The following is a 21,186-nucleotide window of genomic DNA, read 5'->3' as shown; positions in this document are numbered from 1 at the left end:
ATGCGTTCGAGAATCCAATGGTTGACCGGCCTTCTTCTCATGGGCCTCGCGTGCAGCGTCGCGTTCGCGCAGAACGCGGCCTGGCCCAGCAAGCCCATCCGCATCGTGGTGGGCTTCGCGCCCGGCACGCCGCCGGACATCTTCGCGCGCCTGTACGGCGAGTACGCGGCGCGACAACTCGGCGTTCCCGTGGTGATCGACAACAAGCCGGGCACGGCCGGCAACCTGGCCTCCGACACGGTAGCGAAGGCCGCGCCCGACGGCTACACATTCCTCTACAACCTGTCGACGGCGTTCACCATCAATCCCTACATCTACGGCAAGCTGCCCTTCGATCCGCAGAAGGACCTGGTGCCGGTCGCCACCACGATGCGGCAGGGGCTGGTGCTGATCGCGAACCCGAAGTTCCCGGCGAAGTCGGTCAAGGAACTGGTGGCCGCTGCGAAGGCGAAGCCGGGCGCGATCTCGCACGCCTCGTACGGCGCGGGCAGCCCCTCTCATCTGATCGTGGAATGGCTAAAGGAAGAGACCGGCACCGACATGCTGCACGTGCCTTATCGGGCGAGCCCGGTGACCGACGTGATGGGCGGCCAGGTTGACACGCTGATGGAGCCGATCGCCACCGGCTACCCGCTCATCAGCAGCGGCCGCGTGCAAGCACTGGCCTATTCGGGCCCGAACCGCCATCCCGCCATGCCCGACGTGCCCACGCTCTCCGAGGTGGTGCCCGGCCTCACGATGACGTCGTGGCACGGCATCTGGGCACCGGCCGCGACGCCGGCCGCGGTGCAGCAGCGCTTCAACGCCGTGATGGTCGAGGCCAGCAAGAACCCCGACCTGTCCCGGCGCATCCGCGAGCTGAACAGCGAGCCGCTGGGGCTGACGCAGGCCGAGATGGCCGCAGCGGTGCGGCGCGATGCGGAGATCTACAGCCGCATCGTGAAGGCAAAGAACATCCGCGTCGACTGAGCGGGTGGATACGTGAACGGGCGCTGGCGCTAGACCGTCTCGCGCTGCGCGAAGCTGTCGACCCACCCGTCGCGCATGTCGTCCGCCACCACCGCATCGACCGCATCCACGCGCGCGCTGTCCGGCCCCTGCTGCGCCCAACGGACCAGCGCCTCGACCGCGCCAGCCTCGCCGATCGCCAGCGCTTCCACGCTGCCGTCGCGGCGGTTGCGCACCCAGCCGTGCACGCCGAGCCGCTGCGCGACCTGCACCATCGACCAGCGGTAGCCCACGCCCTGCACGAGGCCGCGGATGACGAGGTGGCGGGTGACGGTGATGTCGTTGTTCATGGCATGGCGATCAATACGACTTGGGCAGCCCGAGCGCCTTCTCCGCGATGAAGTTCAGGATCATCTGCGGGCTGACCGGCGCGATGCGCGGAATGTAGCTCTCGCGCAGCAGGCGCTCGACATGGTATTCCTTCGCATAGCCCATGCCGCCCAGCGTGAGGATCGCGTTCTGGCAGGCATCGTGCGCCGCCTCGGCCGCGAGGTACTTGGCGGCATTGGCCTCGATGCCGCAGGGCTCGCCCGCGTCGTACAGCGTGGCGGCCTTGAACACCATCAGGTCGGCCGCCTCGAGATTGGCCCAGGCCCGCGCGAGCGGATGCGCCACGCCCTGGTTCTGCCCGATGGGCCGGCCGAACACGATGCGCTCCTGCGCGTACTGCGAGGCGATGCGCAGCGCCGCGCGGCCGATGCCGATGGCTTCCGCGGCGATCAATATGCGCTCGGGGTTGAGGCCGTGCAGGATGTATTCGAAGCCGCGCCCTTCCTCGCCGATGCGGTCTTCCTCCGGCACTTCGAGCCCGTCGATGAAGAGCATGTTCGAGTCGACCGCCGCGCGGCCCAGCTTGTGGATCTCGCGCACCTCGACCTTGCTGCGGTCCAGTGCCGTGTAGAACAGCGTGAGGCCTTGCGTGGGCTTCTTCACCTGGTCGATCGGCGTGGTGCGCGTGAGGATGAGCATGCGGTCGGCGACCTGCGCGGTCGAGATCCAGAGCTTGCGGCCGTGCAGCAGGTAGCTGCCTCCGGGCTGGCGCACCGCCTGCGTCTTGAGGCTGGTGGTGTCCAGCCCCGCGTCGGGCTCGGTCACGGCGAAGCAGGCTTTCTCGGTGCCCGCGATCAGCGGCGGCAGGAAGCGCTGGCGTTGCGCCTCGGTGCCGAACACCACCACCGGGTTGAGGCCGAAGATGTTCATGTGCACCGAGGACGCGCCCGACATGCCTGCGCCCGAGGCGCTGATGGCACGCATCATCAGCGCGGCCTCGGTGATGCCGAGCCCCGCGCCGCCCTGCGCCTCGGGCATGGCGATGCCGAGCCAGCCACTCTCTGCCACGGCGCGGTGGAACGCGTGCGGAAACACGGCGCGGTCGTCGTGGTCGCGCCAGTAGTCGGCGGGGAAGTCTTCGCAGAGGCGTTCGATGGCCGCGACCAGCGAGCGATGGTCTTCGTCGAGGGAGAAATTCATTCGTTGTCGTCCTTGTGTGGGGCCGGTTGTAGCGTGACGCCGCGCTCGAGCATGCGGGCGATGGCCTCATCGCCATAGCCCGCTTCGCGCAGCAGTTCCACGCTCTGCTCGCCGATGCGCGGCGTGGGCCGGCGGATGGCGGTGGGCGTGGCGCTGTAGCGGCCGACCGGCGCGAGGGTGCGGATGCGGCCCTCGGTCGGGTGGTCGAGCTCGGGATAGAAATCGACGGCGCGCAGGTGCGGGTCGTCGAGCAGGCTCTCGGTGCTGTGCAGGCGTGCGACGGGGATGTCGGCGGCAGCCAGTGCGGCGAACCATTCGTCGCTGGTGCGCGTGGCCATCGCCTCGGCGACGAAGGCGTACACCGCGCCGATGTTCGCGGCGCGCGCGGTGTGCGTGCCGAACATCGGTGAGCTGCGCAGCTCGGGCCGGCCGATCAGGTCGAAGAAGGCCTGCCAGTGCTTGTCGTTGTAGATCAGCACGCTGAGGTGGCCGTCCGATGTTGCATAGGGCTTGCGATGCGGCGCGAGCAGGCGCGCGTAGCCGGTGGGGCCGAGCGGCGGCTCGAAGCTGTGGCCGCCGAGGTGGTCGCCCATGACGAACTGCGAGAGCGCCTCGAACATCGGCACCTCGACCGCCTGGCCCTTGCCCGTGCGTTGCGCGTGCAGCACGGCAGCAAGCAGCGCGATGGCGGCCTGCAGGCCGACGGCGCGGTCGGCCAGCGTGACGGGTGCATAGCGCGGTTCGCCACCGCTTTGCTGCGCGAACAGCGAGGCCACGCCTGCCGCGCCCTGGATCAGATCGTCGTACGCGGGCCTGCCGGCGTAGGGCCCCTGCTCGCCATAGCCGAAAGCGCCGAGGTAGACGATCTTCGGGCTCACCGCGGCCACCGCGTCGTAGCCGAGCCCGAGCCGCGCCATCGCCTGCGGACGGGTGTTGTAGATCAGCGCATCGCAACTTGCCGCGAGCTTCAGGCAGGCCTCGCGGCCCTCGGGCTGCTTGAGGTCGAGCACGATGGAGCGCTTGTTGCGGTTGAGGTGCATCGCCATCGCGCCCATGCCGGGGTGGCGCATCGGGCCGACGGCGCGCAGGTTGTCGCCGCCTGGCGGTTCGACCTTGATGACGTCGGCGCCGAGGTCGCCAAGCGTCTGCGTGGCGTAGGGGCCCATCACCACGGCCGTGAGGTCGAGGATGCGGATGCCTTGGAGAGGTCCTGTGGAATTCATGTCTTGGTCTTCGCTCCTTCCCCTTCCGTGGGAAGGCTGGGATGGGGGCAGGCAGAGCGCCCGACGGATGCGCCGCTTGCCCTCACCCCCGCCCTCTCCCCAAGGGGAGAGGGAGTCATGCAGCCCTTGTCTTGCCCCCTCTCCCGCTGGCGGGAGAGGGTTGGGGCGAGGGTGAGGTCCGCGGCGCGCAGCTTCATTCGGGCTGAATCCCCGCAGCTTGGATCAGCTTCTTCCACTTCGCCAGCTCCGACACCGTGAACGCTCCCAGCTCCTCGGGCGTGCTGCCGAACGCATCGAAGCCCAGCTTGCTCACACGCTCGCGGAAGGCCGCGCCGTTCGCCATCTCCGACAGCGCCTTGTTGAGCTTCAGCACGATGTCGCGCGGCGTACCGGCCGGCGCGAACACGCCGTTCCACGACGTGATGTCGAAGCCTTTCAGCTCGGGCGTATCGGCCAGCGGCGGCAGCTCGGGGAAGAGCTTGGTGCGCTCCTGCGTGGTGACGGCAATCGCGCGCATCTTGCCGGCCTTCACCGTGGCAAGGCCCGCGGCCAGATCGACCACCATCATCGACACCTGCCCGCCGATCAGGTCGGCAATGGCCGGCGGCGTGCTCTTGTACGGCACGTGCAGCATAGGCACGCCGCTCATGCGCGACAGCGTGGCGCCGCTCACGATGCCCGTGCTGTTGCCACTCGCATAGGTCAGCTTGCCGGGGTGCGCGCGGCCCCAGGCCAGCAGCTCGGCCACGCTCTTCACGGGCAGGTCGTTGTTCACCACCAGCATGAACGGCAAGTTGCCCATGCGGCTCACGGGCGCGAAGTCTTTCACCGGGTCGTAGGGCAGCGACTTCATCAGGCTCGGGTTGGCCGAGTGCGTGGTGTTGGTCGTCATAAAGAGCGTGTAGCCGTCGGGCGGCGCCTTGGCCACGGCTTCGGCGCCGATCACACCATTGGCACCGGCCTTGTTGTCGACGATGACCGAGCCCTTGAGCGCCTCGCCGAGCATCTGCGCGGTGATGCGCGCCACCGCGTCGGTGCCGCTGCCGGCCGCGAAGGGCACGACGATGCGGATCGGCTGCTTCGGGTAGCCCTCCTGTGCAAAGGCCCACGGCGCAGCGCCGGCCAGGCCCGCGGCGGCGCCGATGGAAATGAAACGGCGGCGGCCGGCCACCACGACCGATTTCTCTTCAGTCGCGTTCTTCGTCGTCTGCATGTGGTTTGTCTCCGGGTTGTTGTCGCTTCAGGGCCGGATCACGCGCTCCGGCAGTTCCTCGTATGGCGGGCTGTAGATCACCAGCACGCGCACCGGCTCGTCGCTCACCACCGTGAAGGTGTGCATCGCGTCGGCCGGAAAAAAGCAGCTGTCACCAGGGTGCAGCTCCTGCCGCTGGCCGCCCACCTCGGCGACTGCACGGCCTTCGAGCATGTAGCAGACCTGCTCGATGCCCGGGTGCGCGTGCGGCAGCGCGCCCTTGCCCTTCTGGATGTGGCCGACCAGCACTTCGAGCTGCTTCGCGCCCACGGTCTCGGGGCCGATCAGGCGCTTGTTGAGCGTGCCGGTGTGGTTGGCCGGGTGGTAGCCGGCGATGTCGGCTTCGCGGACGAAGTAGCGGGGAGTGCTTGCGGTCATCGGGTGCTTTCGGTCTTGGGTTCGATGGCGAGGCAGGCCGAGCGCAGCATCGCCGCGATCTCCTCGATGCGCGCCTCCATGCGGTAGCGCGGACCGGCGACCGAGATCGCGTAGGCCTCGCCGCCGATGCGCAGCGGCCAAGCGAGGCCAATCAGGTCGGGAATGCTTTCGCCGAGGTTGCCGTACCAGCCGCGCGCGGCAGAGCGCTGCAGTTCGGCTTCGATGGCATCGGCGGTGGTGAGCGTGGCGTCGGTCAGCGGCGTGAGCGCCATGCCGTCGAGCAGCTTGCGGCGCACATCGGGCGCGAGCGTGGAAAGCAACGCACGGCCCAGCGAATTGGCGTACGCCGGGCGCGTCTCGCCCGACTCGGCCGTGTAGCGGATGCTCTGCGGCGCGCTCAGCACCTCCAGGTACACCACCAGGCCCGCATCGCGGAATTTGGCGAACACCACCGTCTCGCGCGCCGCATCGCGCAACTCCTCGAGCGTGGCCTTCACCCGGTCGAGCACCGGGTCGTGGGCGGCGATGACCTGCGCCATCGCGAGCAGCCGGCCCGTCGGGTAGTAGCCCTGGCGGCGGCCGGTTTCGTACATGTAGCCCTGCTCTTCGAGCGTGCGGATCAGGCCCAGGCAACTCGACACCGGCATGTCGAGCAGGCGAGCCATCTCGGACAGCGCCAGCGGCTGCTTCTCGCGAGCGAAGAGCTCGACGATCTCGATCACGCGGAATGCAGTTTTCACAGTCATGAAAATATTTTCATGCTTATGAAAAATCGGCGCTTCGGGGTTTCCCCTGCCCGCGCCGCGTTTCCACGGGAACGAAGGTGGCGCGTGTCAGTACCCGCGCGCCGGATCGACCACGCCGGCGATCGGCAGGCCCTGCTCCATCGCCCGGATCTTCCCGGCGATCTGGGCGATGGACTCCTCGCGCAGCGTGCGCGCCGAGCCGTGCGGCGTCACGGTGATCTTCGGGTGCCGCCAGAACGCATGGTCCGCCGGCAGCGGCTCGACCTGGAACACGTCGAGCGTCGCGCCCGCGAGCTGGCCGGCGTCGAGCATCGGGATCAGGTCGTCTTCCACGAGGTGCGCGCCGCGCGCGATGCTGATCAGGTAACCCTCGGGTTTCAGTTTGCCCAACGTGCCGCGGTTGAGGATGCCGCGCGTCGCCTCCGTCAGCGGCAGCAGGTTCACGAGCACGCGCGTGGACGACAGGAACTCGTCGAACTGCGCCTCGCCGCTGAACACGCGCACGCCGTCGATCTCCTTCGGCGAACGGCTCCAGCCCAGCACCGGAAACTCGAACTGCGCGACCGCCTTTGCCACGCGCTCGCCAAGCACGCCCAGACCCATGATCCCGACCGGGAAGTCGCGCCGCAGCTTCGGCTTGCGGTAGCTCCACTTGCCCTCGCGCGCATCGGCCTCGTAGGCGTCGAACTCGCGGAAGTGGCGAATCAGCGTGTGGCAGACGTACTCGGCCATCTGCACCGACATGCCCGCGTCGTCGAGCCGCACGATGCGCGTGTGCGCCGGCACCTTCAGCTTGAGCAGCGCATCGACGCCCGCGCCGATGTTGAACAAGCCGCGCAGCCCGGGTTGCTCGTCGAGCAGCTGCTGGGGCGGCGCCCACACCACCGCATGGTCGGCCTGGGCGGCGCCGGGCTTCCAGACCTCGATCTGCGCATCGGGCAGCTCGGCCTTCAGGCCTTCGATCCAGGGTTCGGGGCGGTTGTCGGTCAGGGAGACGATGATTTTCATGCACCGGATCTTAGGGGCCCCGGTCCGCGCGCCGGCTCGGCGGCTTGTACCGCCCGAAGCCTTCTTCTATGCTCGCGCGCGACCTACCAGAACCTCGACACACCCGGAGACCGAAGCATGATCAAAGTCAGCGTGATGTACCCCTACACCGAAGGCGCACGGTTCGACCACGCCTACTACCGCGACAAGCACATGCCGCTGCTGAAGGCGCGCATGGGCGATGCCTGCAAGGCGTACACCATCGACAAAGGCCTGGCCGGCGGCGCGCCCGGCACCCCGCCGGCCTATGTCGGCATGTGCCACGTGTTCTGCGACTCGGCCGAGGCCTTCCAGGCGGCGTTCGGCCCGCACGCCAAGGAGATCCAGGGCGACATCAGGAACTACACCGACATCGCGCCCGTCATGCAGATCAGCGAAGTGGTGGTGGGCTAAGCCGCCGCGGCGGCCATCCGCAACAGCTCGTCGCCTTCGGCCACCTGCTCGCCCGGCGCGAACATCAGCTCCTCCACCGTGCCGTCGGCCGGTGCTGCGATGGTGTGCTCCATCTTCATGGCCTCCATCACCGCGAGCGGCTGGCCGCGGCTGACCTTGTCGCCGGCCTTGACGGCGAAGGACACGACCTTGCCGGGCATCGGCGCCGTGAGCCGGCCGCCTTCGGCGTGGGTGTCGCCCGCATGGGCGAGGCGATCGATGGCGGTGATCTTCGTCGCGCCCTTCGAGGCAAAGACGTGCGCCGTGGCGCCATCGACGTGCACGTCGAGCGTCTGGCGCGTGCCGGCGAACTCGACCTCGAATTCACCGCTCGGGAACTGGCCGATGACCAGCGGACCTTCGGCGCCACCGGCTTCGAGCCACAGGCCGCCGTCGCGCTTGTAGGTCAGCAGGGCGGTCTGCTCGGCACCGCGGAACTCGAAGTCGAAGTGGCGCCGGTATTCGCCCAGCGAGCGCCAGCCGTCGCGCCGCGCAAAAGGATCGGGCATCTTCGCGGGCCACTCGGTGATCAGCGTGCGCGTGATCGCGGCGGCAGCAGCCAGCGGCAGTCCCAGCGGCTCGCGGTCGAACAGCACGGCGCGTTCGCGCTCGATCAGCGCGGTGTCGAGGTTCGCCTTCGAGAACGATTCGGTCGCCAGGATGCCGCGCAGGAACTGCACGTTGGTCGCCACGCCCACGATCTGCACCTGCGCCAGCGCGGCGTCGAGCCGGGCCAGCGCCTCGTCGCGCGTGCTGCCATGCACGATGAGCTTGGCGATCATCGAGTCGTAGAAGGGCGAGATCTCGCCGCCCTCGCGCACGCCGTCGTCGATGCGCACGCGGCTGCGCTGGAAGGCGGTCGCCTGCGGCTTGCGGTACACGCGCAGCGTGCCGGTGGCGGGCAGGAAGTTGTTGTCGGGGTTCTCCGCGCAGATGCGCGCCTCGATGGCATGGCCGTGGATCTGCAGGTCGGCCTGCTTCGCGGGCAGCGCCTCGCCCGAGGCCACGCGCAGTTGCCATTCGACGAGATCCTGCCCCGTGATGGCTTCGGTCACCGGGTGTTCGACCTGCAGCCGCGTGTTCATCTCCATGAAGAAGAAGTTCATCTCGCCGCCTTCGCGCTGTTCGACGATGAACTCCACGGTGCCAGCACCGACGTAGTTCACCGCCCGCGCGGCGGCCACCGCGGCCTCGCCCATCTGCTTGCGCATCGCCTCGGTCATGCCGGGCGCGGGTGCTTCTTCCAGCACCTTCTGATGGCGCCGCTGCACCGAGCAATCGCGCTCGAACAGGTAGACGTAGTTGCCGTGCGTGTCGCCGAACACCTGGATCTCGATGTGGCGCGGGCGCTGCACGTACTTCTCGATCAGCACCGCGTCGTCGCCGAAGCTGTTGATGGCCTCGCGCTGGCATGAGGCGAGCGCGGCGGCGAAGTCTTCCGCCTTGTCGACCGCGCGCATGCCCTTGCCGCCGCCGCCCGCACTGGCCTTGATGAGCACCGGGTAGCCGATGCGGTCGGCCTCGCGCTGCAGCAGCTGCGGGTTCTGGTCGTGGCCGTGGTAGCCGGGCACCAGCGGCACACCGGCCTTTTCCATCAGCTGCTTCGACTCGGCCTTCAGCCCCATCGCCTTGATGGCCGAGGGCGGCGGGCCGATGAAGACCAGGCCGGCGTCGGCGCAGGCCTGCGCGAATTCTTCGTTCTCGCTGAGGAAGCCGTAGCCGGGGTGCACGGCTTCGGCGCCCGTGGCCTTGGCGGCTTCGAGGATCTTTTCCCAGCGCAGGTAGCTGTCCTTCGGGGCGCTGCCGCCGAGGTGCACCGACTCGTCGCAGGCGCGCACGTGGTTGGCATGCGCGTCGGCATCGGAATACACGGCGACGGTGCGGATGGCCATGCGGCGGGCCGTTGCAGCCACGCGGCAAGCGATCTCGCCACGGTTGGCGATGAGGATTTTCTTAAACATTCGGAGTGTCTCCCGGAGGATTCTTTTTCAGTTGAAACGCGGGCACGACGCCCGGATCGGGTCGGCCGCTGAAGATGCGGGCCACGCGGCTGAACAGCGCCTTGAGAAAGCGCCAGCTCTTGCGGATCAGCCACACGCTGAGCACCAGCACGAAGACGAACATCACCAGGAAGACCAGCGGATGCGCCACCGCGAGCCACAGCCCCGCCGGCACCATCGTGTCTTCGACCAGCGAAGCACCCACGTTCGAGAACGGCTCGGGCGAGGTGTTGATGGCCGCGCGCGTCGTGGCCTTGGCCGCGTGCGCCGTGGCCGCGAAGCTGCCGCCGAGCAGTGCGGCGACGATGGCCATCACGCCATGGTCGGCGCCGAACACGCTGGCTGCAAGCGCGGCACCCGCGGGAATGCGGATGGCCGTGTGCACCACGTCCCACAGCGAATCGAGGCCGGGGATCTTGTCGGCGAAGAATTCGACGAACACCATGAAGCCACTGGCAGCGATGACCACCGGGTGCGCCAGCAACTGCAGCCCGCTCGGCAATGGCACCCAGCCGAAGTAACCGACAAGTCCGGTCAGCAGCACGACGAGGTAGAGCCGCACGCCGCTGGCCCAGCCGATGGCGGCGGCCAGTGCGAGCAGCTGGGGCATGTCGAGTGCGTTCATCGCGTGTGCTCAGCGGCCCAGCCAGGACGGCTTGCGCTTCTGCAGGAAAGCCTGCACGCCTTCACGGCCTTCCTCGCTCGCGCGGATGTCGGCGATGCCTTCGACCGTCTTCGCGATCAGCGCGTCGTCGATCTCGCGGCCGGCCACGTCGGCGATCAGCTGCTTGCACGCGCGCACCGCGGCGGGGCTCGCACCGGTCAGCGCTTTCACGAGTTCGTCGACCTTGGCATCGAGCGCATCGGCCGCCACCACTTCATGCACGAAGCCGATGCGGTGGGCCTCGGCCGCCGTGAAGCGCTCGGCGGTGAGGAAGTAGCGCTGCGAGGCGCGCGTGCCCATGGCGCGCAGCACGTAGGGACTGATGGTCGCGGGTACGAGGCCGATCTTGACTTCGCTGAGGCAGTACCAGGCGGTGTCGACGCTCACGGCCATGTCGCACGCGGCCACGAGGCCCATGCCACCGGCGTACACGTCGCCCTGCACGCGCGCGATGGTCGGCTTGGGGCACTCGGCGATGACGCGCAGCATCTCGGCCAGCTTGCCCGCGTCGGCGATGTTCTCGTCGCGCGAGTAGTCGGCCATGCGGCGCATCCAGTTGAGGTTGGCGCCCGCGCAGAAGGCCGGGCCGTTGGCGCCGAGCACGATGGCTTTCACCTGCGGTGCGGCGCCGGCTTCGGTGAAGGCCTGCGTCAGCTCGGCGATGACGATGTCGTCGAAGGCGTTACGGGCGTCGGGCTGGTCGAGCCAGATGCGCGCGATGGGGCCTTCTATCTGGAGATCGAGTTTTTCGTAATCACTCATGGCGTGCGTGCATCCTGTTGAATCCTGGAGAGTTGGTTGACGCGGCCGATGCGTTGGTGCGGGTCGGACTTCCACACCACGCGATCGTCCACGGCATAGAGCCAGCAGGTCTTTCCTTCGCGTTCGCAGGTGTTCAGGACATCGGCCATCGCCGCGCCGCCGGAAGCGAAAGCCGCGCTGCCATCGGCCGCGATGGCAAAGGCGCGCGGCATGGGCAAGGCAAGGAATCCAAGGTAGCGCTCCCTGCTCTGCTCACGCACGGGCACCACGGAGGGATCGTTGACGTCGGCAAAGTGGCTGTCGGTCGGCAACTTGTAGAGGCTGGCGACGGGGCCTTCGGTTGCCGCTTTGCGTTCGGCTGCAGCAGGCTGAGGCTTCTGGTAAACCACGGCGTAATCGACCGCGTAGACACTGCACTCGCCCTGGTGGCGCTCGGTGCAATATTCCAGCGCCCGCTGAGTCGGGTCCGAGGGCCGGTTGATGTCGCGCGGCACCAGGCCATCGGCCCAGTGGACCCACGAACTGTCGCCAGCCCGCCGGATGACGAGGGCCCGAGGCGCCTTCATTTGCAAGAATTTCTGATACGCCGCACGACCTTCCGCGTTCAGGCCCGGAACGGCATCGACGTCGTCGACGTTGACACCTGCTGTCGCTGCTGCGCCGCCATCGCCCCCCGCCACGCCTCGCAGATGCACTTCAGCGCTGCCGGTGCCCGCATGGCATTCATAGGCACCGGGCGTCGACAACACGGCGCCTTCGTAAAAACTCTCGACCTGTGTCACCGTGTGCACGCCGCGCGCCCGTGCTGCCTGGGACAGCGCCACCAGCGTATTGCGCATGGCCTCGCGGCAGGTCTCTTCGTCGCTGCGGATCACCGGCCGGCCGTCGCCGTAGCGCTGCGTGGGGGAGTACGGCCGGGCATAGCTTTCGGCCTTGAGCATCTGCGACTGAGACACGAGTGGCTGCGGCGTGGTCGCGAAGCGAAGCTGCACGTCGTTGCCGATGGCCTCGCGCGTGGCGGGCTGCTGCATCACCGGATAGATGGGCAGCACCAGCCGCGTGTCGCGGGCGAGCGCGGGCATGGCCAATGTCGCCAGGCAAGCAGCAAGCACGAGAAAGCCGACTCCCGGCTGACTTGTACCAAGGGATTTCGAGATCATGCGATTACTTCCTGTTCGAAGCCGGCGGAGGCCGACTTACATGCGGAAGATACCGAACTTCGGCTCTGGAATGGGTGCGTTGCGGGCGGCGGCAAGACCGAGCGCCAGCACGCGCCGCGTATCCGCCGGATCGATGATCCCGTCGTCCCACAGTCGCGCGGTCGCGTAGTACGGATGGCCCTGGTCTTCGTACTGCTGGCGGATCGGCGCCTTGAAGGCTTCTTCCTCGTCCTTGCTCCAGCTGCCGCCCTTGAGCTCGATGCCGTCGCGCTTCACCGTCGCCAGCACGCTCGCGGCCTGCTCGCCGCCCATCACGCTGATGCGCGCGTTGGGCCACATCCACAGGAAGCGCGGGCTGTACGCGCGGCCGCACATGCCGTAGTTGCCGGCACCGAAGCTGCCGCCGATGATGATGGTGAACTTGGGCACGTTGGCCGTGGCCACGGCCGTCACCATCTTGGCGCCGTGGCGCGCGATGCCTTCGTTCTCGTACTTGCGGCCCACCATGAAGCCGGTGATGTTCTGCAGGAACACCAGCGGGATCTTGCGCTGGCAGCACAGTTCGATGAAGTGCGCGCCCTTCTGCGCCGACTCGCTGAACAGGATGCCGTTGTTGGCGACGATGCCCACCGGCATGCCCTCGATCTCGGCGAAGCCGCAGACCAGCGTGGCGCCGAAGCGGGCCTTGAACTCGTGGAACTCGCTGCCGTCGACGATGCGCGCGATGATCTCGCGCACGTCGAAGGGCTTGCGCGTGTCTGTGGGGATCACGCCATAGAGTTCTTCGCGCGGGAATGCGGGTGCGCGCACCGGGGTGTTCGTGGGCGTTGCCGCCGCGGCCTTCGCATTGAGGTTCGCCACCGCCGAGCGCGCGAGCGCCAGCGCATGCAGATCGTTCTGCGCGAGGTGATCGACCACGCCCGACAGCCGCGTGTGCACGTCGCCGCCACCGAGGTCTTCGGCCGTCACGACTTCGCCGGTAGCCGCCTTCACGAGCGGCGGGCCGCCCAGGAAGATGGTGCCCTGGTTCTTCACGATGATCGATTCGTCGCTCATCGCCGGCACGTAGGCGCCACCCGCCGTGCACGAGCCCATGACCACCGCGATCTGCGGGATGCCCTGCGCGCTCATGTTGGCCTGGTTGAAGAAGATGCGGCCGAAGTGGTCGCGGTCGGGGAACACCTCGTCCTGGTTCGGCAGGTTGGCACCGCCCGAGTCGACGAGGTAGATGCAGGGCAGGCGATTCTGCTCGGCGATCTCCTGTGCGCGCAGGTGCTTCTTGACGGTCAGCGGGTAGTAGGTGCCGCCTTTCACCGTCGCGTCGTTGCACACGATCATGCAGTCGACCCCGTTCACGCGGCCGATGCCCGCGATGAGGCCGGCGCCCGGCGCCGATTCGGCGCCCTTGGCGTCGAGGTACATCGCATGCGCGGCCAGCGGAGCGATCTCGAGGAAGGGCGTGCCCGGGTCGAGCAGCTCGGCGACGCGGTCGCGCGGCAGCAGCTTGCCACGCGACGTGTGCTTGGCGCGCGCGGCCTCGCCGCCGCCTTGCTCCACTTTGGCGAACTTCTGGCGCAGGTCGTCGACCAGCGCGCGCATGGCGGTGGCGTTGGCCTGGAAGTCGGCCGAACGGGCATTCAGTTTGGTTTCGAGTTGGCTCATGCTGTCTTTTCTTGGCTGAGACCGAGCTGTTCGGTCATGGCATCGCGGATCTTGAATTTCTGGATCTTGCCGGTCACCGTCATCGGGAACTCGGTGACGAACTGGATGTACTTCGGCACCTTGTAGTGCGCGATCTGTCCCTTGCAGAAATCGCGGATCTCGGTGTCGGTTGCGGTCTGGCCGGGCTTGACGATGATCCAGGCGCACAGCTCCTCGCCGTACTTCTTGTCGGGCAGGCCGACCACCTGCACGTCCTGCACCTTCGGGTGCCGATACAGGAATTCTTCGATCTCGCGCGGGTAGATGTTCTCGCCGCCGCGGATCACCAGGTCCTTGATGCGGCCGACGATGTTGACGTAGCCCTCGGCGTCCATGGTGGCGAGGTCGCCGGTGTGCATCCAGTGTTCGGCGTCGATGGCTTCGCGCGTCTTCGGCTCGTCTTCCCAGTAGCCGTGCATCACCGAGTAGCCACGCGTACAGAGCTCGCCCGATTTTCCGACCGGCATGATCGCGCCGGTCTCGGCGTCGACGATCTTCACTTCGAGGTGCGGCTGCACGGTGCCCACGGTCGACACGCGGCGGTCCAGCGGCGTGTCGGTGCTGCTCTGGCAGCTCACGGGGCTGGTCTCTGTCATGCCGTAGGCGATGGTGATTTCGCTCAGGTGCATTTCATTCACCACGCGCTTCATCACCTCGATGGGGCACGGCGAGCCGGCCATGATGCCGGTGCGCAGCGTGGAAAGGTCGAACTCCTTGAAGCGCGGATGGTCGAGCTCGGCGATGAACATGGTGGGCACGCCATGCAGGCCGGTGCACTTCTCGGCCTGCACCGTCTCCAGCACGGTGAGCGGATCGAAACCGTCGTTCGGGTACACGATCGCCGAGCCGTGCGTGAGGCAAGCCAGGTTGCCGAGCACCATGCCGAAGCAGTGATAGAGAGGCACGGGAATGCAGAGCCTGTCGACGGGCGTGAGCTTCATGCACTCGCCGATGAAGAAGCCGTTGTTCAGGATGTTGCGGTGCGTGAGCGTTGCGCCCTTGGGAAAGCCCGTGGTGCCGCTGGTGAACTGGATGTTGATGGGGTCGGTGGCCTTGAGCGTCTTCTGCACCTGCGCCACGCGCGGGTCGGCGGCATCGCCGCTCGCGAGCAGCTGCGAGAAGCGCTGCATGCCGGGCTGCTCGTCACCCTGGCCGGGCTTGTCGATCCAGAAGGTGTGCAGCAATTGCGGCAGGTGCTTGGGGCCGAGTTCGCGCAGCATGCCGAGGTAGTCGCTGGTCTTGAACTGCGCCATCGTCACCAGCGCCTTGCAGCCGACCTTGTTGAGCGCGTATTCGAGCTCGGAGGTCCGGTAGGCGGGGTTGATGTTGACGAGGATCAGGCCGACCTTGGCGGTGGCAATCTGCATCAGGACCCACGCAACGTTGTTGTGCGACCAGATGCCGACGCGGTCGCCGGGGGCGAGGCCGAGGTTCAGCAAGGCGCTGGCGAGGCGGTTCGATTCGGTCTGCAGCTCGCGGTAGGTGAAGCGCTGGCCTTCGTGGCGGCTGATGAGCGCCTCGCGGTCGGGCTGCTTGCCGACCATGTCGTCGAAGAAGTCGCCGATGGGTTGTTCGATGAGGGGGACGTCGGTGGCGCCCTTGTTGTAGCTCTCGGTCAACGAAGCAGTCATTTCCATTTCCTTCCTTGTCTCCGTTTGTCTTGCTCCTTCCCCCTCTGGGGGAAGGTTGGGATGGGGGCAAGCGGCGCCTGTTCGGCGCAGTGCCTCATCAAACGCCGCGAGCCCCCATCCCTGCCCTCCCCCGGAAGGGGAGGGAGAAAACAGCCTATGCAGTCTCCGCGAACAACTCGCGCCCGATCAGCATCCGCCTGATCTCGCTCGTCCCCGCCCCAATCTCATACAGCTTCGCATCGCGCCACAGCCGCTCCACCGGAAAGTCCTTCGTGTACCCCACGCCGCCCAGCGCCTGGATCGCCTCGCCGGCCATCCATGTCGCCTTCTCGGCCGAGTACAGGATGGCGCCGGCCGCATCCTTGCGGAAGGTGCGCGCATGGTCGTTGCGGTCGCAGGCCTTGCCCACGGCATACACGTAGGCGCGCGTCGCCTGCCAGGTCGAATACATGTCCGCCAGCTTGCCCTGCATCAGCTGGAACTCGCCGATGCTCTGGCCGAACTGCTTGCGCTCGTGCACGAAGGGCAGCACCGCGTCCATGCACGCCGCCATGATGCCCAGCGGGCCGCCCGACAGCACCGCGCGCTCGTAGTCGAGCCCACTCATCAGCACCTTCGCGCCCATGCCTTCGCCGCCGAGCACGTTCTCTTCGGGCACTTCGCAGTTGTCGAAGAACAGCGGGAAGGTGTTGGAGCCGCGCATGCCGAGCTTGTCGAGCTTGGTGCCGGCCGAAAAACCTTTGAAGTTCTTTTCGACGATGAAGGCCGTCATGCCGCGCGCGCCCATCTCGGGTTCGGTCTTGGCGTAGATGACCAGCGTGTCGGCGTCGCCGCCGTTGGTGATCCACATCTTGCCACCGTTGAGCACGTAATAGCCGTCCTTCTTCTCGGCCTTGAGCTTCATGCTCACCACGTCGGAGCCGGCATTGGGCTCGCTCATGGCCAGCGCACCGACGTGCTCGCCGCTCACCAGCCTGGGCAGGTACTTCTTCTTCTGCGCGTCGCTGCCGTTGCGGTGGATCTGGTTCACGCACAGGTTGGAGTGCGCGCCGTACGACAGGCCCACCGAGGCCGAGGCGCGCGAGACTTCTTCCATGGCCACGATGTGCGCCAGGTAGCCCAGCTCGGTGCCGCCGAACTCTTCCTTCACCGTCATGCCGTGCAGGCCAAGCTCGCCGAGCTTCTGCCACAGGTCGTGCGGGAACAGGTTGTCGCGGTCGATGTCGGCGGCGCGGGGTGCGATTTCGTTCGCGGCGAAGTCCTGGATCGCGCTGCGCAGCGAGTCGATGTCCTCGCCCAGGTCGAAGTTCAGGCCGGGATCGTGCATGTGTCTTGTCTCCTCTGAAGGGTCTGCGCAGTGCTATCCGCGCTGGATGGCGCTTGCGAAAGATCGCAGCTTACGCCTCGCTGTTCCGCAATTGGCGCCACAATGGTTGCAAATTACGCCACGCCAGGTCCGCATCGCCATGTCGTCCCCGTCCTTTCTGAGACCCGCCCGCGCCGTCACGCCGATGGCTTTCGTACGAGCCATCGTGCAGGGCTACGAGCGCTATGGCAAGGACCCGGCCGAGGCCCTGAAAGCGGCACAGATCACGCCGCACGATCTGGCCCGGCCTGGCGCACGGGTAACGGCCGTGCAGTTCGAGGCGCTGTCGGAGCACGCCATGCAGGAGCTCGACGACGAGGCGCTCGGCTGGTTCTCGCGGCGCCTGCCCTGGGGCAGCTACGGCATGCTGTGCCGCGCATCGCTGACCTCGCCCGACCTGGGCGTGGCCATCAAGCGCTGGTGCCGCCACCACCGGCTGCTGACCGAGGACATCGGCCTGGCGCTCGAGGTGGCCGGCGGCGTGGCCACGCTGCGCATCACCGAGAACCGCCCGCTCGACGATGCCTTCCGCGAGTTCTGCCTCGTGACCAGCCTGCGCTTCATGCACGGCTACATGTGCTGGGCGATCGATTCGCGCATCTCGCTGCGCAACGCGACCTTTCCGTTCGCCGCGCCGCCGCACCGCGACGCCTACGCGCCGATGTTCACGTCCGAGGTTCGCTTCGACGCGCCCAAGGCCAGCATCAGCTTCGACGAACGCTACCTCGCCCTGCCCCTGCAGCGCGACGAGCGCGCACTGCGCACCATGCTCAAGCGGGCGCTGCCGCTGACCATCCTGCAGTACCGGCGCGACCGCCTGCTGGGCCAGCGCGTGCGCGAGCTGCTGCGTTCACGCGCCAGCGAGGCCACCACGGCCGAGGCGCTGGCTGTGCGGCTCAACGTGTCGAGCCGCACGCTGCATCGTCAGCTGCACGAGGAAGGCACCTCGCTGCAGGTGCTGAAGAACGAGGTGCGCCACGAGGTGGCCGTGGAACAGCTGCGGCGCACGACGCGCCCCATCAAGCAGGTGGCGCTGGCGGTGGGGTTTCGCAACGAGAAGAGCTTTTCGCGCGCGTTCCTGCAATGGACCGGGCACGCGCCGCGCGACTTCCGGCAGCAGGGGCTGTAGGCAGCCCGCGCCGTGCTCAGGCGGGCGGAGCGTCGATCAGCGCGAGCGCGTCGGCAATCGACTGGCTGTCTTCCGGGCGCACCAGCTTCGCGACCTGCTTGCCATCGCGCATGAACACCAGCGTGGGCCAGAGCCGCACGTTGAACGAGCGGCCCAGCGGGCGGCCGCTTCCGTCTTCCACCTTGATGCGGCGCACGTTCGGGTACCTGGCAAAGGCCTCGACGATGTTCGGCTGCGCGGCCTTGCAGATGCCGCACCAGTTGGTACCGAACTCGACCACGGCGGGGCCGGTGAGTGCATCGATTTCGCTGCGGTCGGGCTGCTCGGTCTTGTATTCGGAAGTCATGCCCTTCATTCCACCAGAAACTCAGGCCGCCTGCAGGCCGTAGCCCGAAAGCAGCGCCGGCAGTTCGGCCATGTCGCTGAACACCTTGACCGCGCCCACGCTCAGCAACGGGCCCGGGCCGCTGTGGCCCGATTCGCCCGTGCTGTAGCCGAACACCGTGGCGCCGGCGGCCACGCCCGCCATTGCGCCAGTGACGGTGTCTTCGACGATGGCGCAGCGCCTCGGATCGACGCCGAGGGCTTCGGCGGCGGCGAGGTAGACGTCGGGATGCGGCTTGGAGCGCGGCATCTCGTGGCCACTGAAGATGCGGCCCTCGAAGCAGTCGAGCAAGCCGACCTTGGCCAGCTGCAGCTCGACCTTGTGGCGGTCGGCACCCGAGGCGCAGGCAATGCGGCCCTTGAGCCTTGCATGGATGTCCCGGATCGCCGCAGGGGCGTTGGGGATCGCCTTGAGAGTGCGTTCGAGGGCTTCGTTGCGGCGCGCCCGGAACGTCTTCAGCCACTCGGCGGTGATGGCGAAGCCCGTCTTCGATTCGATGAGGGCGGCTTCGTCCTTCACGGCCTTGCCGGTGAAGGTGTTCATCGACTCTTCGGTCGTGATGTGCCAACCGAGTTCGCCGAGCATCTCGGCGAGCACGCGGTTGGTGATGGGTTCGGAATCGACGAGAACGCCGTCGCAGTCGAAGAGAACTGCGGAGAAGGGGAATGGGGTCATTGCGCTGCAGGGTTCGGGGAGTTCCCCATGGTAGCAACGACCCCGGGGCGCGCTCAGGCCGCCGGCTTGATCGGGATGTAGATCTCGCCCCCGCCCGCCATGAATTCCCTGGACTTCTGCTCCATCCCGTCGGCCAGGGCCTCGGCCTCGGCCACGCCCTTCTTCGCGGCGTACTCGCGCACCTCCTGCGTGATCTTCATCGAGCAGAACTTCGGTCCGCACATCGAGCAGAAGTGAGCGACCTTGCTGGAGTCCTTCGGCAGCGTCTCGTCATGGAATTCGCGCGCCGTGTCTGGATCGAGCCCCAGGTTGAACTGGTCCTGCCAGCGGAACTCGAAGCGCGCCTTGCTCAGCGCATCGTCGCGCGAACGTGCGCCCGGATGGCCCTTTGCCACGTCGGCCGCATGCGCGGCGATCTTGTACGCAATGATCCCCTGCTTCACGTCGTCGCGATCGGGCAGGCCCAGGTGCTCCTTGGGCGTCACGTAGCAAAGCATGGCAGTGCCGGCCCAGCCGATCATCGCGGCGCCGATGGCGCTCGAGATGTGGTCGTAGCCCGGCGCGATGTCGATGGTCAACGGGCCGAGCGTGTAGAACGGCGCCTCGTGGCAGTGCTTGATCTGCTCGTCCATGTTGGCCTGGATCATGTGCATCGGCACATGGCCCGGGCCTTCGATCATGGTCTGCACGTCGTGCTTCCACGCAACCTGCGTGAGCTCGCCCAGCGTGCGCAGTTCGGCGAACTGCGCTTCGTCGTTGGCGTCCGCGCCCGAGCCCGGCCGCAGGCCGTCGCCCAGCGAGAAGCTCACGTCGTACGCCTTCATGATGTCGCAGATGTCCTCGAAGCGCTCGTACAGGAAGCTCTCCCGGTGGTGCGCGATGCACCACTTGGCCATGATCGATCCGCCGCGCGAGACGATGCCGGTCATGCGGTCGGCCGTCAGGTGGATGAACGGCAGCCGCACACCCGCGTGGATGGTGAAGTAGTCGATGCCCTGCTCCGCCTGCTCGATCAGCGTGTCGCGGAAGATCTCCCAGGTCAGGTCCTCGGCCACGCCGCCCACCTTCTCGAGCGCCTGGTAGATCGGCACGGTGCCGATGGGCACCGGCGAGTTGCGCACGATCCAGTCGCGCGTGGTGTGGATGTTCTTGCCGGTCGAAAGGTCCATCACGTTGTCGGCGCCCCAGCGGATCGCCCACACCAGCTTCTCGACCTCTTCCTCGATGCTCGACGTGACGGCCGAGTTGCCGATGTTGGCGTTGATCTTCACCTTGAAGTTGCGGCCGATGGCCATCGGCTCGACTTCGGGGTGGTTGATGTTCGCGGGAATGATGGCACGGCCGCGCGCCACCTCGTCGCGCACGAACTCGGGCGTGATGATGCGCGGAATCTGCGCGCCCATCGGGTTGCCGGCGACGCGCTTCGCGCGCGCCTCGTTGGCGAGGTATTCGGCCATCCACTCGCGCTTGCCGTTCTCGCGCAGTGCCACGTACTCCATCTCGGGCGTGACGATGCCGCGGCGCGCGTAGTGCATCTGCGTGACGTTGGCACCCGACTTGGCGCGGCGCGGCGTGCGCTGCAATGCGGAAGCTCCGGCGCGCAGTTCGGCCAGGCGCTGGGCATCATGATCGTGCGCATGCTTCAGGCCTTCGTCGAGCGCCTGGTGCGAACGGCCTTCGTAGATCTCGGTGTCGTTGCGCTCGGCGATCCACGCATCGCGCACGCCAGGCAGGCCGCGGCGCACGTCGATCTCGACCTTGGCATCGGTGTACGGGCCCGAGGTGTCGTAGAGCGACACGGTCTCGCCGTTGGTCAGCAGCACGTCGCGCACGGGCACGTTCAGGTCGGGCCGGCTGCCCGGGATCAGGCACTTGTGCGACGCGGGAAAGGGTTCGCGCGTGAGCGAAAGCAGGGAGGTGAACTTGTCGGGGGCATTCATCGGGGCACTCCTTGTTGAGGAAAGGGTGCTCCGCAATCGCTCGGTGGGCTTTGGAGAAACCCGTCACGGAAGGGGGAGTGACGGACCGAAGCCAGGGAGTGCAGCTCTTCTTACGCCGGTATGACCCGGATCAAGTTCGCGGGTCGGCTGCTTTGCCATCTCAGCACGCCACATGCGTACACCCCGGAGCGGGGCCGATTGTGCGGGCCTGCGCCCT

The 21,186-nt window shown here is 67.4% G+C and carries 20 protein-coding genes and 1 riboswitch; of the genes, 3 read left to right on the top strand and 17 right to left on the bottom strand.

Features of this window, described 5'->3' with window-relative positions:
• Entirely contained in the window at positions 1-969 is a 969-nt protein-coding gene (locus tag ASC92_RS13445; RefSeq protein WP_056515968.1) for a Bug family tripartite tricarboxylate transporter substrate binding protein, read from the top strand.
• A 29-nt stretch (positions 970-998) separates the two neighbouring features.
• On the opposite strand, the gene ASC92_RS13440 is transcribed toward ASC92_RS13445, so the two are convergent.
• The 7 genes from ASC92_RS13440 to ASC92_RS13410 form a co-directional block, all read right to left on the bottom strand.
• Positions 999-1,298: an acylphosphatase gene (locus tag ASC92_RS13440; RefSeq protein ID WP_056515965.1), complete on the bottom strand. Its 300-nt coding sequence runs from the start codon at positions 1,296-1,298 to the stop codon at positions 999-1,001.
• Positions 1,299-1,308: 10 nt separating this feature from the next.
• The gene (locus ASC92_RS13435; protein WP_056515962.1) at positions 1,309-2,478 is read right to left on the bottom strand and encodes an acyl-CoA dehydrogenase family protein; all 1,170 of its coding nucleotides are present in this window, start codon (positions 2,476-2,478) and stop codon (positions 1,309-1,311) included.
• On the bottom strand, positions 2,475-3,701 hold the full coding sequence (locus ASC92_RS13430; protein ID WP_056515959.1) for a CaiB/BaiF CoA transferase family protein: 1,227 nt from the start codon (positions 3,699-3,701) through the stop codon (positions 2,475-2,477). Before ASC92_RS13430 ends, ASC92_RS13435 begins: the two co-directional genes overlap by 4 nt.
• 193 nt (positions 3,702-3,894) lie before the next feature.
• Entirely contained in the window at positions 3,895-4,914 is a 1,020-nt protein-coding gene (locus ASC92_RS13425) for a Bug family tripartite tricarboxylate transporter substrate binding protein (protein WP_056515956.1), read from the bottom strand.
• A gap of 27 nt (positions 4,915-4,941) precedes the next feature.
• Complete coding sequence (locus ASC92_RS13420) at positions 4,942-5,331, bottom strand: cupin domain-containing protein (protein WP_056515953.1); 390 nt, start codon at positions 5,329-5,331, stop codon at positions 4,942-4,944.
• A complete protein-coding gene (locus ASC92_RS13415; protein ID WP_056515951.1) occupies positions 5,328-6,077 on the bottom strand; it encodes an IclR family transcriptional regulator in 750 nt (249 codons plus the stop codon). Before ASC92_RS13415 ends, ASC92_RS13420 begins: the two co-directional genes overlap by 4 nt.
• Before the next feature lie 87 nt (positions 6,078-6,164).
• A complete protein-coding gene (locus ASC92_RS13410) occupies positions 6,165-7,085 on the bottom strand; it encodes a 2-hydroxyacid dehydrogenase (protein WP_056515947.1) in 921 nt (306 codons plus the stop codon).
• Positions 7,086-7,202: 117 nt separating this feature from the next.
• Here ASC92_RS13410 and ASC92_RS13405 point away from each other — a divergent pair, with 117 nt between their 5' ends.
• Entirely contained in the window at positions 7,203-7,517 is a 315-nt protein-coding gene (locus tag ASC92_RS13405; RefSeq protein WP_056515945.1) for an EthD family reductase, read from the top strand.
• Here the strand turns inward: ASC92_RS13405 and ASC92_RS13400 are convergent.
• From ASC92_RS13400 to ASC92_RS13370, 7 genes are all read right to left on the bottom strand, one after another.
• Positions 7,514-9,517, bottom strand: coding sequence for an acetyl/propionyl/methylcrotonyl-CoA carboxylase subunit alpha (locus ASC92_RS13400; RefSeq protein WP_056515942.1), 2,004 nt, complete (start codon positions 9,515-9,517; stop codon positions 7,514-7,516). The genes ASC92_RS13405 and ASC92_RS13400 overlap by 4 nt on opposite strands.
• Positions 9,510-10,181 (bottom strand): DUF4126 domain-containing protein, encoded by a 672-nt coding sequence (locus ASC92_RS13395; protein WP_056515938.1) that lies wholly within the window; start codon positions 10,179-10,181, stop codon positions 9,510-9,512. The genes ASC92_RS13400 and ASC92_RS13395 overlap by 8 nt, the downstream gene beginning before the upstream one ends.
• Before the next feature lie 9 nt (positions 10,182-10,190).
• Positions 10,191-10,982, bottom strand: coding sequence for an enoyl-CoA hydratase/isomerase family protein (locus tag ASC92_RS13390; RefSeq protein ID WP_056515935.1), 792 nt, complete (start codon positions 10,980-10,982; stop codon positions 10,191-10,193).
• Positions 10,979-12,142, bottom strand: coding sequence for a hypothetical protein (locus tag ASC92_RS13385; RefSeq protein WP_162245723.1), 1,164 nt, complete (start codon positions 12,140-12,142; stop codon positions 10,979-10,981). Before ASC92_RS13385 ends, ASC92_RS13390 begins: the two co-directional genes overlap by 4 nt.
• Positions 12,143-12,178: 36 nt before the next feature.
• A complete protein-coding gene (locus ASC92_RS13380) occupies positions 12,179-13,804 on the bottom strand; it encodes a carboxyl transferase domain-containing protein (RefSeq protein ID WP_056515930.1) in 1,626 nt (541 codons plus the stop codon).
• Positions 13,801-15,480 (bottom strand): AMP-binding protein, encoded by a 1,680-nt coding sequence (locus tag ASC92_RS13375; protein WP_056515929.1) that lies wholly within the window; start codon positions 15,478-15,480, stop codon positions 13,801-13,803. The genes ASC92_RS13380 and ASC92_RS13375 overlap by 4 nt, the downstream gene beginning before the upstream one ends.
• 148 nt (positions 15,481-15,628) lie before the next feature.
• Positions 15,629-16,801: an isovaleryl-CoA dehydrogenase gene (locus ASC92_RS13370; RefSeq protein WP_056515926.1), complete on the bottom strand. Its 1,173-nt coding sequence runs from the start codon at positions 16,799-16,801 to the stop codon at positions 15,629-15,631.
• Between the two features lie 139 nt (positions 16,802-16,940).
• Between ASC92_RS13370 and ASC92_RS13365 the strand changes: the two genes are divergently transcribed.
• Positions 16,941-17,969: an AraC family transcriptional regulator gene (locus ASC92_RS13365; protein WP_056515923.1), complete on the top strand. Its 1,029-nt coding sequence runs from the start codon at positions 16,941-16,943 to the stop codon at positions 17,967-17,969.
• A 16-nt stretch (positions 17,970-17,985) separates the two neighbouring features.
• On the opposite strand, the gene ASC92_RS13360 is transcribed toward ASC92_RS13365, so the two are convergent.
• The 3 genes from ASC92_RS13360 to thiC are packed head-to-tail and all read right to left on the bottom strand — an operon-like array spanning position 17,986 to position 20,969.
• Positions 17,986-18,315, bottom strand: a complete 330-nt coding sequence (locus tag ASC92_RS13360; RefSeq protein WP_056516420.1) for a thioredoxin family protein — start codon at positions 18,313-18,315, stop codon at positions 17,986-17,988.
• A gap of 21 nt (positions 18,316-18,336) precedes the next feature.
• Positions 18,337-19,029 carry an HAD family hydrolase gene (locus ASC92_RS13355; RefSeq protein WP_056515918.1) on the bottom strand — a complete coding sequence of 231 codons (693 nt, stop codon included), beginning with the start codon at positions 19,027-19,029 and terminating at the stop codon, positions 18,337-18,339.
• Positions 19,030-19,082: 53 nt separating this feature from the next.
• A complete protein-coding gene (gene thiC / locus ASC92_RS13350) occupies positions 19,083-20,969 on the bottom strand; it encodes a phosphomethylpyrimidine synthase ThiC (protein WP_056515916.1) in 1,887 nt (628 codons plus the stop codon).
• A gap of 90 nt (positions 20,970-21,059) precedes the next feature.
• Positions 21,060-21,165: riboswitch (TPP riboswitch) on the bottom strand.
• Between the last annotated feature and the right edge of the window lie 21 nt (positions 21,166-21,186).

The sequence above is a fragment of the Variovorax sp. Root411 genome (assembly GCF_001425205.1).
GTDB lineage: Bacteria > Pseudomonadota > Gammaproteobacteria > Burkholderiales > Burkholderiaceae_C > Variovorax.
Note: the sequence above shows the minus strand (reverse complement) of the source record. Positions and strands in the feature narration are given on the sequence as shown.